This window comes from Delftia sp. WSY_10, assembly GCF_043104705.1.
In the GTDB taxonomy this organism is placed as follows: domain Bacteria; phylum Pseudomonadota; class Gammaproteobacteria; order Burkholderiales; family Burkholderiaceae_C; genus Comamonas; species Comamonas tsuruhatensis.
In genome coordinates, this window is sequence record NZ_JBICKY010000047.1 from 12,479 (window position 1) to 27,822 (window position 15,344).

The 15,344-nt window shown below is 68.3% G+C and carries 16 protein-coding genes; 7 read left to right on the top strand and 9 right to left on the bottom strand.

The genetic code is table 11. The features are described from left to right. Window positions 1-10 precede the first annotated feature (10 nt). The 5 genes from ACF8ML_RS18900 to ACF8ML_RS18920 form a co-directional block, all read right to left on the bottom strand. The gene (locus ACF8ML_RS18900) at window positions 11-961 is read right to left on the bottom strand and encodes an AEC family transporter (RefSeq protein WP_392407646.1); all 951 of its coding nucleotides are present in this window, start codon (window positions 959-961) and stop codon (window positions 11-13) included. A gap of 124 nt (window positions 962-1,085) precedes the next feature. Next, window positions 1,086-1,445, bottom strand: coding sequence for a hypothetical protein (locus ACF8ML_RS18905; RefSeq protein ID WP_016450375.1), 360 nt, complete (start codon window positions 1,443-1,445; stop codon window positions 1,086-1,088). A gap of 93 nt (window positions 1,446-1,538) precedes the next feature. Beyond that, a complete protein-coding gene (locus ACF8ML_RS18910) occupies window positions 1,539-1,940 on the bottom strand; it encodes a hypothetical protein (RefSeq protein ID WP_016450374.1) in 402 nt (133 codons plus the stop codon). Beyond that, window positions 1,937-2,500, bottom strand: a complete 564-nt coding sequence (locus tag ACF8ML_RS18915; RefSeq protein WP_016450373.1) for an ATP/GTP-binding protein — start codon at window positions 2,498-2,500, stop codon at window positions 1,937-1,939. Before ACF8ML_RS18915 ends, ACF8ML_RS18910 begins: the two co-directional genes overlap by 4 nt. Then, the gene (locus tag ACF8ML_RS18920) at window positions 2,497-3,255 is read right to left on the bottom strand and encodes a hypothetical protein (RefSeq protein WP_160855436.1); all 759 of its coding nucleotides are present in this window, start codon (window positions 3,253-3,255) and stop codon (window positions 2,497-2,499) included. Before ACF8ML_RS18920 ends, ACF8ML_RS18915 begins: the two co-directional genes overlap by 4 nt. Window positions 3,256-3,536: 281 nt before the next feature. Here ACF8ML_RS18920 and ACF8ML_RS18925 point away from each other — a divergent pair, with 281 nt between their 5' ends. From ACF8ML_RS18925 to ACF8ML_RS18940, 4 genes are all read left to right on the top strand, one after another. Next, window positions 3,537-5,606: an ATP-dependent helicase gene (locus ACF8ML_RS18925; RefSeq protein WP_016450371.1), complete on the top strand. Its 2,070-nt coding sequence runs from the start codon at window positions 3,537-3,539 to the stop codon at window positions 5,604-5,606. Between the two features lie 18 nt (window positions 5,607-5,624). Then, complete coding sequence (locus tag ACF8ML_RS18930; RefSeq protein WP_047219273.1) at window positions 5,625-6,119, top strand: hypothetical protein; 495 nt, start codon at window positions 5,625-5,627, stop codon at window positions 6,117-6,119. Window positions 6,120-6,207: 88 nt separating this feature from the next. Then, window positions 6,208-7,428, top strand: coding sequence for a phospholipase A (locus tag ACF8ML_RS18935; protein WP_016450369.1), 1,221 nt, complete (start codon window positions 6,208-6,210; stop codon window positions 7,426-7,428). A 167-nt stretch (window positions 7,429-7,595) separates the two neighbouring features. Next, window positions 7,596-8,057, top strand: coding sequence for a hypothetical protein (locus ACF8ML_RS18940; RefSeq protein ID WP_392407647.1), 462 nt, complete (start codon window positions 7,596-7,598; stop codon window positions 8,055-8,057). A gap of 27 nt (window positions 8,058-8,084) precedes the next feature. On the opposite strand, the gene ACF8ML_RS18945 is transcribed toward ACF8ML_RS18940, so the two are convergent. Beyond that, window positions 8,085-8,555 (bottom strand): universal stress protein, encoded by a 471-nt coding sequence (locus ACF8ML_RS18945; protein ID WP_016450367.1) that lies wholly within the window; start codon window positions 8,553-8,555, stop codon window positions 8,085-8,087. 135 nt (window positions 8,556-8,690) lie between these two features. Between ACF8ML_RS18945 and tgt the strand changes: the two genes are divergently transcribed. Continuing rightward, window positions 8,691-9,863 carry a tRNA guanosine(34) transglycosylase Tgt gene (tgt, locus tag ACF8ML_RS18950; RefSeq protein WP_046988757.1) on the top strand — a complete coding sequence of 391 codons (1,173 nt, stop codon included), beginning with the start codon at window positions 8,691-8,693 and terminating at the stop codon, window positions 9,861-9,863. A 45-nt stretch (window positions 9,864-9,908) separates the two neighbouring features. Here tgt and ACF8ML_RS18955 read toward each other — a convergent pair whose 3' ends face one another. Beyond that, window positions 9,909-10,859, bottom strand: coding sequence for a LysR family transcriptional regulator (locus ACF8ML_RS18955; RefSeq protein WP_392407648.1), 951 nt, complete (start codon window positions 10,857-10,859; stop codon window positions 9,909-9,911). A 111-nt stretch (window positions 10,860-10,970) separates the two neighbouring features. On the opposite strand from ACF8ML_RS18955, the gene ACF8ML_RS18960 reads away from it, so the two are divergent. Both ACF8ML_RS18960 and ACF8ML_RS18965 read left to right on the top strand, forming a co-directional pair. Then, on the top strand, window positions 10,971-12,101 hold the full coding sequence (locus tag ACF8ML_RS18960; RefSeq protein ID WP_392407649.1) for an aryl-sulfate sulfotransferase: 1,131 nt from the start codon (window positions 10,971-10,973) through the stop codon (window positions 12,099-12,101). Further along, window positions 12,098-13,096, top strand: a complete 999-nt coding sequence (locus tag ACF8ML_RS18965) for a tripartite tricarboxylate transporter substrate binding protein (protein WP_016454503.1) — start codon at window positions 12,098-12,100, stop codon at window positions 13,094-13,096. Before ACF8ML_RS18960 ends, ACF8ML_RS18965 begins: the two co-directional genes overlap by 4 nt. A gap of 34 nt (window positions 13,097-13,130) precedes the next feature. On the opposite strand, the gene ACF8ML_RS18970 is transcribed toward ACF8ML_RS18965, so the two are convergent. Both ACF8ML_RS18970 and ACF8ML_RS18975 read right to left on the bottom strand, forming a co-directional pair. Beyond that, window positions 13,131-13,907: a hypothetical protein gene (locus ACF8ML_RS18970; protein ID WP_017406527.1), complete on the bottom strand. Its 777-nt coding sequence runs from the start codon at window positions 13,905-13,907 to the stop codon at window positions 13,131-13,133. A gap of 97 nt (window positions 13,908-14,004) precedes the next feature. Continuing rightward, on the bottom strand, window positions 14,005-15,165 hold the full coding sequence (locus tag ACF8ML_RS18975; RefSeq protein ID WP_227740886.1) for a diguanylate cyclase: 1,161 nt from the start codon (window positions 15,163-15,165) through the stop codon (window positions 14,005-14,007). Window positions 15,166-15,344 lie beyond the last annotated feature (179 nt).

Consider the following 15,344-nt stretch of genomic DNA (forward strand, 5'->3'; position numbering starts at 1 on the left):
TCGGACCTGCTCAGGTCATCAACGCCACGGCACCCGAGAAACTCAGGAAGGCCAGCACCGTGGACACCAGGATGATGCGGGCCACCCGCCCACCATGCGCACCGAAGCGCTCGGTCAGCAGCGAGACATTGCTGGCGCTGGGCAGTGCGGCCAGCAGCACCAGGGCCACGAAGGCCTCCTCACCCAGCGGCAGGCCCAGCGCCATGGCTGCGCGGGCCACGGCCCAGACCAGCAACGGATGGACCAGCAGCTTGGCCAGCGCGATGGGCACGTAGTCGCGCGCGGCCACGCGCTCATGGCTGTTCATCTGCGAGCGCGCCAGCACGGCGCCTATGGTGAACAGCGCCACGGGCGAGGCCGCGCCCGCCAGCATGGCCACGGTGCGGTCGATGGGGCCGGGCAGCGTCCAGCCCGCAGCCGACGCCACTGCGCCCAGCACGATGGACCAGGGCATGGGGTTGGAGGCCATGCCCGCCAGCGCGCGGCGCAATGCCACCGTCACACCGTGCCCGCCCGGCATTCCGAGGCGCGACAGCGCAATGCACAGCGAGGTGGTCACCACCATGTCGATGGCCATGGTGACGATGACCGGGCCCGCCGCACGCTCACCCAGCAGCGCCACCAGCATGGGCACGCCCATGAAGCCGGTGTTGGGAAAGGCCGCCACCAGCGCGCCAAAGGCCGCATCGTTCCAGCCCACGCGCCGCACGGTCAGCGCCACGGTGGCGCCCACCATCAGCAGCGCGCACAGCAGGTAGACCACGGAGACGCCCACATCCAGCAGTTGCGCGATCGGCGTCTGCGCGCCAAAGCGAAACAGCATGCAGGGCAGCGCGAAATACAGCACGAAGGCGTTGAGCCCCGGTATCGCCGCCTGCGGCAGCACGCCACGCCAGGTGGCTGCGAAGCCGCAGGCCACGAGAGCAAAGAAGGGGAAGGTGATCAGCAGGACGGACAGCACGCGGCGATTCTGGCAGCAAGCCGGCGCGTACGCTGCGCGCCCGTGGCGCACCGGTGACGGCGGGCGAAAAAAAACCTGCCGGAATCCGTCTCCGGCAGGTCTGGCGGCAAGAGCGCGGGCGCTCTCAGAGTGCCAAGTCCTTTTCGATCTCCTGCACCTTGCGGCGGGCCAGCGCCAGGTTGGAGCGGCTCTTGTCCAGCACCAGGTAGAAGAACACGCCTTCATGGGCGGCCACGGGCCGGATGACGTGGTACTGGTGGGTCAGGGTGATCAGGATGTCGTCGATGGCATCGTCCAGCTTGAGCATGCGCATGGTCTTGAGCTTGGCGCGCACCACCTCCGTGTTGCCGGCGGCGGCCAGCTCCATGTCAAGGCCGGAGCCCGCGCTGCCCATCAGCATGCCGCTGGTGCTGTCCACCAGGGCTGCGCACAGGGCGCCATCGATGCCCAGCAGGCCGTTCAGAGAATCATGTATCGAAGCCATATGCCACCTCTTTCAAATAGCAAGGGCAGGCGATGCGATGGACTCATCGCGCCCGCTCCTCGGGGGAGAAAACTCTTGAATCGGATACGGGGGTCAGAGACGGGACAGATCGCCGGCCACTTCGCCCGCGGCCCACAGCGCACGTCCCAGCAGGGCGCTTTGATCGACCACCATGCACAGGATGGCCGGGTGGCTGCCGCCGACGGCCTGGAAAAGGACGGTACCCAGTTCGGTCTCGAAGGTCAGGCGGTGGCAGGACTTGTGGCCTATCTCGGCGGCCACGGCCTTTGCCATGGCCATCAGCGAGCCCGCCATGGCAGACAGGCGCTCCGTCGGCAGCTCGCTCTTGACCCGCAGGGCCGTGATCTCGAAACCATCGGGCGTGCACAGCAAGGCGATATGCACGCCCTCGAGAGGCGCCACCACGCGATTGAGTGCAACTTGGCCAGCTTCGATCACGGTGGAGGAAATCTGGGGATGCGTTGGTGTCTTCATGCCTGACTTTGCAAGGAAAGCAAGGAAACGAGCACCCCCAGCGCATCCAGCAACTGCTGCCGGTCACGGGGGTCCGCCTGGATGACAGGCACTATACCGCGACCTCGATCGGCCAAAGCGGTGCTGAACGCCTCCTGCTGTTGTTCGCTGGCGTCACGGCAACTGAGCAGAAGCACCTGGGGTTCGACCTCCAGGGTGGCGATCTCGGACAGGAGCTGCGCGGCATAGTCCGGCGCCGAGGCATCGCCCACATCCACCATCAGCAGCACGCCCACCGAAGCATTGAGCACCCAGCGGCGCACGAAGTCGAAGCGGTCCTGGCCCGGGCTGCCCACCAGCTGCAGCCGCATTCCTTCGCCCAGATCGATCTCGCCGAACTCCGCGCCCACGGTGGTGAACTCCTTGGAATGGGCGGCCCGGTCGAGATTGGGCACATCCGTTGCGGCCATCAGCGCTCCGCACAGGCTGCGCAGCGCCGTGGTCTTGCCGATGCCCATGGGGCCGATCAGGCTCACCCGCACCAGTCCCGCACCGGGCTGGTCGCTCATCCACATGCTCATGCCTGCCCTCCGCGGCGTATCCAGCCGGTCAGCCGCTGCACCCACTGGCGCGACAGGCCTGGCGCCACGGCAGTGGCAGCCCCGTGCGCCTGCGCGCGGTGGCCGCCCAGCGGCATTGGATCGTCCGCACGGGCCGGCCTCAGGCTGCAATCGAGCGTGCCGCGCAGCCGGGGGTGGCGCAGCAGCTCGGCCACGGCGGCAGGCGCCATGCCGCTGTGCTCGCACAGTGTGGCCACATCCATCGGGCCACGGCACAGCATGGCCAGGGCCCGCAGGGATTCGGCACTGTTCCAGGGCGCGGGCAGCGCCACCCAGGCCTTGAGCCGGAATTGATAGCGGCAGCCCTCAGCCTGCTGCCGAAGGTCATCCAGGGCGCGCACCAGGGTCTGCGAGGACGCCACCTGCTGGCGCACCGTCCAGTCCATGAGAAAGACGGCGGCCCGGTCCAGCATGTCGATCAGGTCGGAGAGCGTGAAATCCAGATCCAGATAGGTGGCCAGGCGCTGGGGCGTGCGTTCCAGGTGCTGCCCCTGGGGCACACCGCCCACATAGACCACGCAAGGCAGCCATCCGGCCGCCTCGGGCACGGGCAGGCTGCCGTCCACCACCAGCACCTGGGCGCTGACCAGGGGCACCTGCCGCCAGCCGCGCAGCGACTTGCGGGACGCCACGGCAAACAATGTCTCAAAACGCTGCTTGAGCAGCGGCGACCACAGCTCGGCAGCCAGGCCAATCTCATCGGTAGTGCGAGCCAACTTCAACGCCTCCCCGGATAGCAGCGGGAAATGAACAGATCGAGGTCGCCTGGAGCAAATATAGGCGAGCACTGATATTTTCGATAGTTTTCGCTCAACGATCACACCCATCAATGTGAACTTTTCTATCGGTGGCTGTACAGCCACAGACAGCTCCCCGCGGGTCGCGAGATTTGTCGCCGAATTCCAAGGGTGCTTACACCTGCCCGGACGGCCCCGAGCCCCGAAGCGGTATGCTCCCGCTTCCCTCACTTTCACGCCTTTCCCCGCGCAACGCACCCATGTCCGCAGGACTCAATCTGGCCCAGCTCCAGGCCGTCCACTACACCGAAGGCCCCTGCCTGGTCCTGGCCGGCGCGGGCTCGGGCAAGACACGCGTGATCACGCACAAGATCGGACGCCTGATCGAGACGGGCATGGCGCCACGGCGCATCGCTGCCATCACCTTCACCAACAAGGCAGCGGCCGAAATGCGCGAGCGCGCAGCCGGCCTCATCGGCCGACAGGCCAAGGATGTGCTGGTCTGCACCTTCCACGCCCTGGGCGTGCGCATGGTGCGCGAGGACGGCCATGTGCTGGGCCTCAAGCCCCAGTTCAGCATCCTGGATGCCGACGACGTGACGGGCATCCTCAAGGACTGCTCGGGCGGCACCACCGACCTGGCCACGGCGCGCCAGTGGCAATGGACCATCAGCAACTGGAAGAACGCCGGCTGGGACAGCCGCAAGGCCCTGGCCATGGCCCAGGACGACAACGAACGCAGCACGGCGCTGATCATGCAGCGCTACGAAGAGCGCCTGACCGCCTACCAGAGCGTGGACTTCGACGACCTGATCGGCATGCCCATGCGCCTGCTCAAGAACCACGCCGAGGTGCGCGAGAAATGGCAGCGCCTGCTGGGCCATGTGCTGGTGGACGAATACCAGGACACCAACGCCACGCAGTACGAGCTGCTCAAGCTGCTGGTGGGCAGCCGGGCCCACTTCACGGCCGTGGGCGACGACGACCAGAGCATCTACGGCTGGCGCGGCGCCACGCTGGACAACCTCAAGAAGCTGCCGGTGGAGTTCCCGCAGCTCAAGGTGATCAAGCTGGAGCAGAACTACCGCTCCACCTCGGCCATCCTGCGTGCGGCCAACAACGTGATCCAGCCCAACCCCAAGCTCTATCCGAAGACGCTGTTCTCGGAGCTGGGCGAAGGCGAGCCCGTGCGCATCGTGGACTGCGACACCGAGGAGCACGAGGCCGAGCGCGCCGTGGCCCGCATCCAGAGCCTGCGCGCGGCCAGCAACCCGCCGCCGGACTGGAAGGATTTCGCCATCCTCTACCGCGCCAACCACCAGGCCAAGCCCTTCGAGAAGGCCTTGCGCAAGGCCAACATTCCCTACAAGGTCTCGGGCGGCACCAGCTTCTTCGACCGCGCCGAGATCAAGGACCTGTGCGCCTGGTTCCGGCTGTGGATCAACAACGACGACGACCCCGCCTTCCTGCGCGCCATCGGCACGCCCAAGCGCGGCATAGGCCACACCACGCTGGGCAAGCTGGGCGAGTTTTCCTCGCAGCACAAGCTCAGCATGTTCGGCGCCCTGTTCGCGCACATGCTGGAAGCGGCCCTGCCCAAGAAGGCGCATGACAGCCTGCTGGAGTTCGGCCGCTACATCAACGACCTCGAATACCGCGCCCGCCACACGCTGGGCGCCGAGCAGTCGCGCGGCTTCATGCTCGACTGGCTCAAGGAGATCGGCTACGAGCAGTACCTCTACGACAGCGAGGACAGCGAATCGGTGGCCGCCGCGCGATGGAGCAACGTGCTGGAGTTCTGCGACTGGATGGCCCAGCGCGCCGGCGGCCAGATCGAGGATGCGGCGGGAACGACCACGCACACCGAGGTCAAGAGCCTGCTGGAGGTGGCGCGCAACATCGCCCTGCTGTCCACCATCAGCGAGCGCGAGAAGGAGCAGGACATGGTCATCCTGTCCACGCTGCACGCCTCCAAGGGCCTGGAATGGCCGCATGTGATGCTGGTCGGCGTGACCGAGGGCATGCTGCCCTTCAAGCTCGACGACGACGATGGCCGCCAGCAAAAGGTCAGCGACGAGACCGCCCAGCGCCTGCAGGAAGAGCGCCGCCTCATGTACGTGGGCATCACGCGCGCCCGGCGATCGCTGGCCGTGAGCTGGACCAAGCGCCGCAAGAAGGGCCGCGAGATGGTCTCCACCCTGCCCAGCCGCTTCATCAAGGAAATGGGCCTGGACGCCGCCACCTCGCGCGAAGACCCGCGCGAGAAGCTGCGCCAGCTGCGAGCCGAGTTCGCGCTCAAGGCGCAGCAGTCCACGCCCGCCGACTCCTGATTCCCCGAAAGACACCGCATGCGTTTTTACCGCCCCGTTCTCAGCCTGGCGCTGGTGGCCGTGACCGCCGCCTGCTCCAGCACCGCCTTGCAGCCCACCGCACAGCCCACCGCCCAGGCCAAGGCCGCACCCAAGGCCGCCCGCACAGCCTCCGCACAGCCCCCTCTCTCATGCCCCGAGGGCGAGGAAATGAAGGACAGCCAGCTGCAGGGCGAATGGACCGGCACGGTCGAAGGCCAGGCCCAGCCCGTGCGCCTGCAGCTGGGACCGCACCCCCAGTGGAAGGGCAACGTCAAGGGCACGATCGCGCGCGGCGCAGACACCCGGCCCATGGTCGGCGACGTGGCCGATGACCACATCACGCTGGAAGAAAGCGCCGACGGCAAGCGCATCACCGCCACCTGGCTGGGCGATGTCGTCGAAGGCAGCTGCGCCCGCGAGATCCGCGGCAACTACCTCGAAGGCGAGGATGCCGCGCCCCGGCCCTTCGTGCTGCGCAAGCTCGCGCCCTGACCGGCCCCCGAGCCTGCACACGAGCCCCCTGCTGCCTCTTCACTCATTACCCCTTACTCTTCGCTCCTTCCATCACCGGACCCCTGCCATGACGAATCCTCCACACCTGGATCGCCGCAAGCGCCCAAGCCGCACGCCGACACCCCTGCAGTGGGCCCTGGCCATGGGCCTGGGCGCCACGCCCTGGCTCGGCGCCCAGGCGCAGACAGCGCCCCGCCCCCTGTCCGAGGACGCCTGGCGCCAGTGCGCCGCCACCACGGACAACCAGTCTCGCCTGGCCTGCTTCGACACCTGGGCACAGCAGCAGCAACCGCTGACCGCGCCGCCGGCCACCGGCTGGAGTGCTCCGGCCGCCAGCGCCGCAGCCGATCCTGGCGCCCTGCCCACGCCCGCCCCCGTGGTGACGGCCGACAGCGGCCAGGGCCTGGCGCTGCCCACCACCCCCACCAACGGCGGCTGCCGCGACCCGCGCTACAGCGAGCTGTCGCGCTACTACGAGCTGGAACCGGGCAGCGACTGCGGCACCTTCAGCTTCCGCGGCTACCGGCCCATGTCCGTGTCCGTGGTGACGGCCGACCATGTCAACCGGCAGCCCACCACGCCCGGCAAGGACCCCGCGCAGTCGCAGCCCTACAAGACCGAGGAAATGCGCGTGCAGCTATCCGTGCGCACCAAGGTCGCCCAGGGCCTGCTGACCGGCAGCACCTCGGCGGGCAAGGACTCGCTGTGGGTCGGCTACACCCAGCAGTCGTATTGGCAGCTGTTCAGCCCCGCCATCTCGCGGCCCTTCCGCAACACGGACCACGAGCCCGAGATCTTCTACGTCTACCCCACCGATGCCCGGCTGCCCTTCGGCTGGCGCTGGCGCTACAGCGGCGTGGGACTGGTGCACCAGTCCAACGGCCAGAGCGATCCGCTGTCGCGCAGTTGGAACCGCTGGTATCTGATGACCGGCTTCGAGCTGGACAACCGCTGGCAGCTGCACGCCAAGGCCTGGCAGCGCATCCGCGAAAGCGCCGAGCACGACGACAACCCGCGCATCCAGGACTACATAGGCCGGGGCGAGGTGAAACTGGGCTGGAACGTCAATGCGCAGAACTATCTGGGCTTCACTGCGCGCGGCTCGCTGGGCCAGGGCCGCGGCTCCGGCCGCGTCGAATGGCTGCGCACCCTAGGCGAAGGATGGAACGGTGGCAAGAGCAATTTGCGCCTGCATGTCCAGCTTTTCAGCGGATACGGTGACAGCCTGATCGATTACAACTACAAGCGCACCGTGCTCAGCGTGGGCTTCAGCCTTCTGGACTTCTAGAAGGCCGGCCCTCGCGGGCACGCTTTGCCGCTTGCCCTTCGCGGGGAAGCCCCGCCCCGCTGGCTGCATTGCCAGCGGCCGGGGCCATGCGTCAGAATGCGCCGATGCCCCGGGCCTTTCCACACAGGCCCGGAAACCCGCCCCAGAACGAACCGCGGAGGTCCGCCATGGATTTGCAATACCAGCTCAAGGCCGGCAGCTACTGCCTGTACGACATGCGCGAGACGCCCAGTGCCATCACGGGCGAGCGCCGCTGCCGGCTCAGGACCGAGCTGGTGGCCATTGCCTTCGACCTGGTCACGGGCCAGGTGCATGAGCATGGCTCGCCCACGCGCATCCATGCCTGGGCGCTGTGCATGCGCCGGCGCCTGCGCGCGGCCGGCGACTGGGACCAGGCCGACAGCATCGTCGTGGTCTCGGGTCCTCTGCCAGTGGACGAGATCAACAAATGCCTGGGCATACGCGGCTATTGCCGCCGCATGTTCCAGCGCCTGGCCAGCCTGCCGCACGGCAAGCTGCAGCCCCACGCGCATTCGCACGCTCATGGTGCCCACGGCGCCTACGGAGCTTACGACGCCCATGCAGGCCGGCACCAGAGCCATCAGGGCCAGCAGCGGCGGGCTGCCTGAAGGCCCGCGCGCCTGCCCGGCGCGGCCTCACTCGGGACTCAGGTCCTGCTCCTCATCTTCATCGCGCGGCTCGGCATGCTTGACGATGGTCACCGGCAGCCGGCTGTTGCGCGCCACCTCGCGCGAGACCGAGCCGATCAGCACGCGCCGCAGGCCGCCCTGGCCCAGCGCGCCGATGATGATCTGCTCGCAGCCCGTGCTCTCGGCAATGTCGGCCAGCGCGGCGGCGGGCTCGCCCAGGCCGATCTCCACCTCGTAGGAAATGCCGGCAGCCCGCACCAGGGCCACGGCCGGCGCCACCAGGTGCATACCGGCGTCCACGCTGGCGGCGGCGATCATGTCCGAGTCCTGCGTGGCCAGCTCGAACAGCGAGGCCTCCTGCTGCACATGGGCCAGCACGAAATGCGCCTGAAGGCCCTGGCGCACCAGGGAGATGGCGTGGTGCACGGCATCCAGCGAGGGCTCGGACCCGTCGACGGCAATCATGATCTTCAGCATGCAGACCTCCTTTTTTGTAGCTGGCGAATCGCAACCACCCCAGTGTAGACGCGGGCCGGCTAAGCCGGACGGGCTCCGGGGACAGTCGCGGCGCGTCCGACACGCGCATGCGGCCATCTGGGACAATGGAGGGCTATGCTGCAATTCGACCTGCTCAAGACCGATCCCTCCAGCCACGCGCGCCGCGGCCAGCTCACGCTCAACCACGGCGTGGTGCAGACACCCATCTTCATGCCCGTGGGCACCTATGGCACCGTCAAGGGCGTGATGCCGCGCAGCCTGCAGGAGATGGGCGCGCAGATCATCCTGGGCAACACCTTCCACCTGTGGATGCGCCCGGGGCTGGACATCATGCAGAGCTTCGGCGGCCTGCACGGCTTCGAGAAGTGGGACAAGCCCATCCTCACCGACTCGGGGGGCTTTCAGGTCTGGAGCCTGGGCGCCATGCGCAAGATCACCGAGGAAGGCGTGCACTTCGCCAGCCCCGTCAATGGCGACAAGCTGTTCATGTCGCCCGAAGTCAGCATGCAGATCCAGACGATCCTGAACTCGGACATCGTCATGCAGCTGGACGAATGCACGCCCTACGAGACCAACGGCCACAAGACCACCGAGGCCGAGGCACGCAAGAGCATGGAGATGAGCCGCCGCTGGGCCAAGCGCTCCAGCGACGAATTCCAGCGCCTGGGCAACCCCAATGCGCTGTTCGGCATCGTGCAGGGCGGCATGTACGAGAACCTGCGCGAGGAATCGCTGCAGGCCCTGGTCGAGATGGACTTCCCCGGCTACGCCGTGGGCGGCGTCTCGGTGGGCGAGCCCAAGGACGAGATGCTGGCCATCATGGCCCACACGCCCCACCGCCTGCCGGCCCACAAGCCGCGCTACCTGATGGGTGTGGGCACGCCCGAGGACCTGGTGCAGGGCGTGGCCGACGGCGTGGACATGTTCGACTGCGTCATGCCCACGCGCAATGCGCGCAACGGCACCATCTTCACGCGCTATGGCGACCTGAAGATCCGCAATGCACGCCACAAGACCGACCACCAGCCGCTGGACCCCAGCTGCACCTGCCACGCCTGCGCCGGCGCCAGCGGCGTGAGCTGGGAGCAAGGCGGACGCGACGGCTTCTCGCGCGCCTACCTGCACCACCTGGACCGCTGCGGCGAGATGCTGGGCCCCATGCTCACCACCATCCACAACCTGCACTACTACCTGAACCTGATGCAGGAAGTGCGCAACGCGCTGGAGGCCGGCAACTTCAGCGAAATGCGCGCGCGCTTCAAGGCCGAGCGCGCTCGCGGCGTCTGACGCCCCGCAGCCGATCGTTCAGGTCACTCAGGTGGTCAGGGTCGCTCAGGTCGCCATATCCTTGAGCGACCAGGACACGCCGGTCTCGAAGCCGGCGCGCATCTCGTCGGCCACGCGCTCCAGCTCGTCCAGAAACAGGCGCATGGCGGCCGCCCTGGTGTAGCCGATGCGCTGGTACAGACAGCTTGGCAGCTGTGCTCCTGCATCGTGCAGGGGCCGCCAGAGCAGGCGGCCGGCCGCCACATCCTCGGCCACGTTGTCGGGCACCAGGAATCCCAGGGCCGTGCTGCCGGCCACCAGGCGCCGCACCATGGGCACGGAGCTGGTCTCCACCAGCGGCCGCTGCTGGTGCAGGGCCGCGCTGTCCATCTGCTCCAGCATGCTGCGCAACTCCATGCCCGGCGCCATCAGGATCAGCGGATAGTCCACGCAATCGCGCAGGCGCAGCAGGCGCGGCTCGGTGGCCAGCGGATGGCCGGGGGCCATCACCGCGCCCAGCGGCTGGGGCCAGGCGCGCACCTCCTGCACGCCCGGCGGCGGCGGGCGGCGCAGGCAATAGGCCACATCGATCTCGCCCTGCGCCACGCCGCGCAGCAGCTCCTCGCCCGTGCCCGAACGCACGCTGAAGGTGATGCCCGGATAGCGCCCGTGCAGGCTGGCGATCACCAGGGGCAGCAGGTACTCGGCCGTGGCATGGGACACGCCCACGCGCACATGGCCCCGGCGCAGGGCGCGCAGGTCCTCCACCTGGGCCAGCGCGTTGTCGAAGTCACGCTGGCTGCGCCGCACGGCCGCCAGCATCAGCTCCCCGGCCGTTGTCAGCTGCATGCCGCGCGGCAGGCGGTCGAACAGCGGCACGCCGACCTGGGCCTCCAGATTGAGGATTTGCTGGTTCACGGCGGCAGCCGTCAGGTGCAGCGTGACGGCTGCCTTGCGCACCGAGCCACGGCGCGCCACCTCGTCAAAACAGCGAAAGGCCTGGGAGATTGCGGGCATGGCGCGGAGTGTAAATTTTTATCTGACACCTCATCCAAAACAAACAGCTATTCCTGACGCTTGCGACTGCCTAGAGTGGCGCTCATTCCCAGCCTCCTTTGAAAGCAGCCCATGGCAAGCACCGTAGACCAAGTCACCCAGCGCCGACGCGGCGTCGGACTCATCGCCCACGACCCCGCCCTCTCGGCCGGCGGCTACACCCTGATCGCGCCGCAGACGGCCGACGGCCATGTCTACCTGGTGGACATCGAAGGCCGCGTGGCCCATGAATGGAAGCTGCCCGTGCGCGCGGGCCGGCACGCCGTGATCCTGCCCAACGGCAACCTGGGCTACAACGGCAACCACCCCCGCTCGCCCGATCGCTATGCGCCGTGGTCCATGTGGCACGGCGGCGATTTCTACGAGGTCACGCCGCAGGGCGAGATCGTCTGGCGCCACGAGGACCCGGACCACCACCATGACGCGCAATGGCTGCCCAACGGCCATCTGCTCTACGCCGCCTGCGCGCCCGTGCCCGAGGGCTTTGCCGAACGCGTGCCCGGCGGCACCGCGCACGGAGCCGGCGAGGTGATGTACGGCGACGTGATCCGCGAAGTGGACCGCAGCGGCCGCCTGGTCTGGGAGTGGAAGGCCTGGGAGCACCTGAAGCCCGAGGACTTCCCCATCCACCCGGGCTTTGGCCGCTACCACTGGCCGCTGGTCAACGGGCTGGGCGTGAGGGCCGACGGCAGCGTGCTCATGAGCCTGCGCACCACCTCCGGCATCATCGCCGTGGACAAGGCCAGCGGCGCGGTGACGCTGCACATTCCGCCTTCCGTGGTCTCGCACCAGCATGCGCCCGTGGCGCTGGACAACGGCCACATCCTGGCCTTCGACAACGGCAACTTCCGCGAAGGCGCCCACGTGGCCTTCTCGCGCGTGGTGGAGATCGATCCTGCCGACCACCGCGTGGTCTGGAGCTACCAGGACGAGATGGTCAACGCCTTCTACACCGCCTTCATGGGCAATGCCCAGCGCCTGTGGAACGGCAACACCCACATCACCGAATCGGCCACGGGCCGGCTCTTCGAGGTCACGCCTGCGGGGGAAGTGGTCTGGGAATACATCCTGCCCTGGTTCGCCGAGTATCCCGATGCCGCAGCGCGCCGCACCGGCCCCGGCCGGCTCAACAGCGTGTTCCAGACCTGGCGCTACCACGCGGACCAGCTGCCCTGGCTGGGCGCTGCCGGGAGGCTGGCATGAGCCTCAACCGCAGGCAACTGGCGGCCTGGATGCTGGGCGCGCCCTGGCTTTCGCCGGCAGCCCGCGCCTCCACGGCTGGGGCCGACGCCTGGCCCAGCCAGCCGCTGACCGTGGTGGTGCCCTTTTCGCCAGGCGGCAGCGTGGACGTGGCCGCACGCCTGGTCATGCCGAGGCTGGCCGAGCGGCTGCACCAGCCCGTGGTCATAGAGAACACGGTGGGCGCCTCGGGCACCATCGCCACCCAGCGTGTCATCAAGGCCCGGCCCGACGGGCACACCGTGCTGTTTGGCGTGGCCAGCTGCGTGCTGATCGCGCCGCTGGTCTCGCCAGAACGCTTTCGCTATGACGGCCTCAGGGAGCTGCTGCCCGTGGCGCCCGTGGCCTCTTCGGCCTTCGTGCTGGCAGGCCGCCCCGACCTGCCGGCCGCCACGGCGGCCGAGCTGGTGCAGCTGTCACGCCAGCAACCGGGCCGGTTGACCGTGGGCACCGACGGCGTGGGCACCAGCCTGCACCTGACGGCCGAAATGCTCCAGCAGCAGGCCGGCCTGTCATGGACGCATGTGCCCTACAAATCCGGCCCGCAGGCGCTGACCGAGCTGGCAGGCGGGCAGATCGACCTGGCCGTGCTGCCCGTGGCCCTGGTCCAGTCCTTCGTGCGCGAGGGCAAGCTGCGCGGCCTGGGGGTGACATCGCGCCAGCGGGCCGCCACCTTGCCGCAGACACCCAGCCTGTCGGACACGGCGGTCTGGCAGGCGTTCGATGTCGAAGCCTGGCAAGGCCTGCTGCTGCCAGCCCGCACCGATGCCCGCATTGCAGAGCGCCTGGCCCGGGAGACCGCCGCCGTGCTGGCCGAGCCGGAACTGGTGCGCAAGCTGGCCGAGGCCGGCTTCAAGCCCATGGTCATGGAGCAAGCCCAGTTCACCGCCCATCTGCAAAGGGAGAGAAAGCTGCTGGAGGCCACCGTGCAGGCCGCCCGCCTGCAAGGCACAGGCTGACCCGGCCAGGCCCGGCCAAGCGCTGCTTGCGGTGCTACTGCAGGGCGCCGGGCGAGACAAACGAGAGGCCGGCCATCTGCACCAGGGTCCGGCCCCGGGTCAACGGGTAGGAGGGCGAAGGAGACAACGCGCGCGGCTGCAGCCGGAAAAAGGCCTTGCCGCCACAGCGCTGGCCCAGCATCTCGAACTCGGCGCCTTCCAGGCGGCAATCCACCTGCAGGCCCGGTGCGGGCTCATGGGCGATGCCAGACAGCTGCGACAGGCGCTGCAGCGCATCGGGCTCGGGCAGCACGGTGGTTTCGGCGCTGCCATCGACATGCTGGACATGCACGGGCCGGCCAGCCAGGACCTTGAGCGGATACACCAGTTCCAGGCCCGCCCGCCCGGCGCGCAGGCCCCGCTGCAGGCCGCCGTCGACATCCCCCTGGGCACGCGCCCAGCACGTGAAGCTCAGTCCGCGCGCCGAACCCACGATGCGCACGCGCCAGGCCAGGCTCAGCTCCTCGCAGTCCACCACCGTTTCGTAGAAGGCCTCGAAGCGGCCGGCCCGCTCGCGCAGGCTCAGTTCGCCCGCGCCATGCACACAGCGGTCACCCTGTCCGTCGCGCGCCACAAAGGCCATGGAGCGCAGGATGTCGACGCCGCCATAGCGGACATTGCGCAGGCCGCCGTCGGCCAGTTCGGCGCGGAGCGGGCCGGCCTGCAACTGGCGGGGGCCGGACTGCAGATGCCTATCCCAGCCTTGCGCAGACACCACGATGCCAGCGCCCTCGGGCCCGTTGCCGGCGATTTCAGCGAACCATTGGTTCATATTTGCACCCTTGTCCATTCCGAGCATGGATGCCGATGCTATGGACGATCGGTGCGCATGAATAACGATGTTTTCTGTCACTCGTCGTGAGCTGCACTCACAAGCGGTCAGGCATTCCGGCATCAGTCCGGGGAGCCGGTGCGCCGCTCAAGGCCTGCGGGGCCTGTTGCGGCTCCAGCACCGTGCAGTTGCGGCCCTGGGCCTTGCCTCGGTACAGCGCCGCATCGGCGCGCGCGATGGTGGCCTCCACCGATTCGCCCGTGCGGTACTGCGCCGCGCCCAGCGTGCAGGTGACGCGGGCGCCATCGCCCAGGGTGTGCGTCCACGGAGCCTCGGCAATGCGCAGGCGCAGGCGCTCCAGCAATTCGCCGGCCTGGGCAAGGCCGGTGTCCGGCAACACCAGCAGGAATTCCTCGCCGCCATAGCGGCCCACGCCATCTGTACTGCGCAGCTGCGACTTCAGCAGCGCGCCGAAAGCGCGCAACACGCGGTCGCCGCCTTCATGGCCAAAGCTGTCGTTGATGCGCTTGAAGTGATCTATGTCCAGCAACGCCACGCACAGCACCTCGCCACGCTCCTGGGCGGCGGTGCGCACTTCGTGCAGTCGCTCCATCACGCCGCGCCGATTGCTGACGCCGGTCAGGTCGTCATGGCGCAGCAAGGCCTCGATCTGCGCCAGCGCAGCGGCCAGCTTGTCATTGGCGATGCCCAGCCGGTACTGCATGCTGCGAAAGAAGGTCGCCTGCACGCTGCAGCGCACCACGGCCCCCAGCACCACGCCGAAGGCCAGCAGCTGGCCCGCAGCCGTGTCCGTGGTCATGCGCATCAGCGGACCCCGCCAGCAGATGATGGCGGCCACGGCAACGAGGGTGCCTATCCACGTCAGCCAGAAGCTGGTGCGGCTGCGTGCGAGAAAACCGTCGGCGCTGAAGGCGATCAGCATCACCATCGACTGGAACGCCAGCGCGGGTGCCGCCATGACCATGCCCAGCACGCCGATGATGGACACCAGCTGGTGCGTGAGGAACATGCCCGGATCGCGCAGCTTGTGGCACCAGTCGCTGGCATAGGCCCAGGTGATGAAGCCCATGCCGGCCGCCACCCACAGTCCATAGCCCAGCACCACGGGCCAGGGCGCGTAGCCGGCCCATGCATGGCCCAGGAACAGCAGCAGCGCATAGAGATGGCTGAGCAGCACGGAGATGTGCAGCTGCCAGGTGCGGCGTTTCCAGCGCTCCAGGTGCAGCGCCTCGTCCACCAGCGGTGACGCCGGCTTCGGCCCCCAAAGGAGGCGGTCGGGAAGATTCCGGGAAATGGAGGAAAGCACGGGCATGCAATGAAGCGCGGCGGGCCGGCGGCCCCGATGGGCGCCCATTGTGACCGCATCCGGGAAATCCCGAGGAGCGCGCTCCCCCGCAGGGGATGAACAGGCCCTAT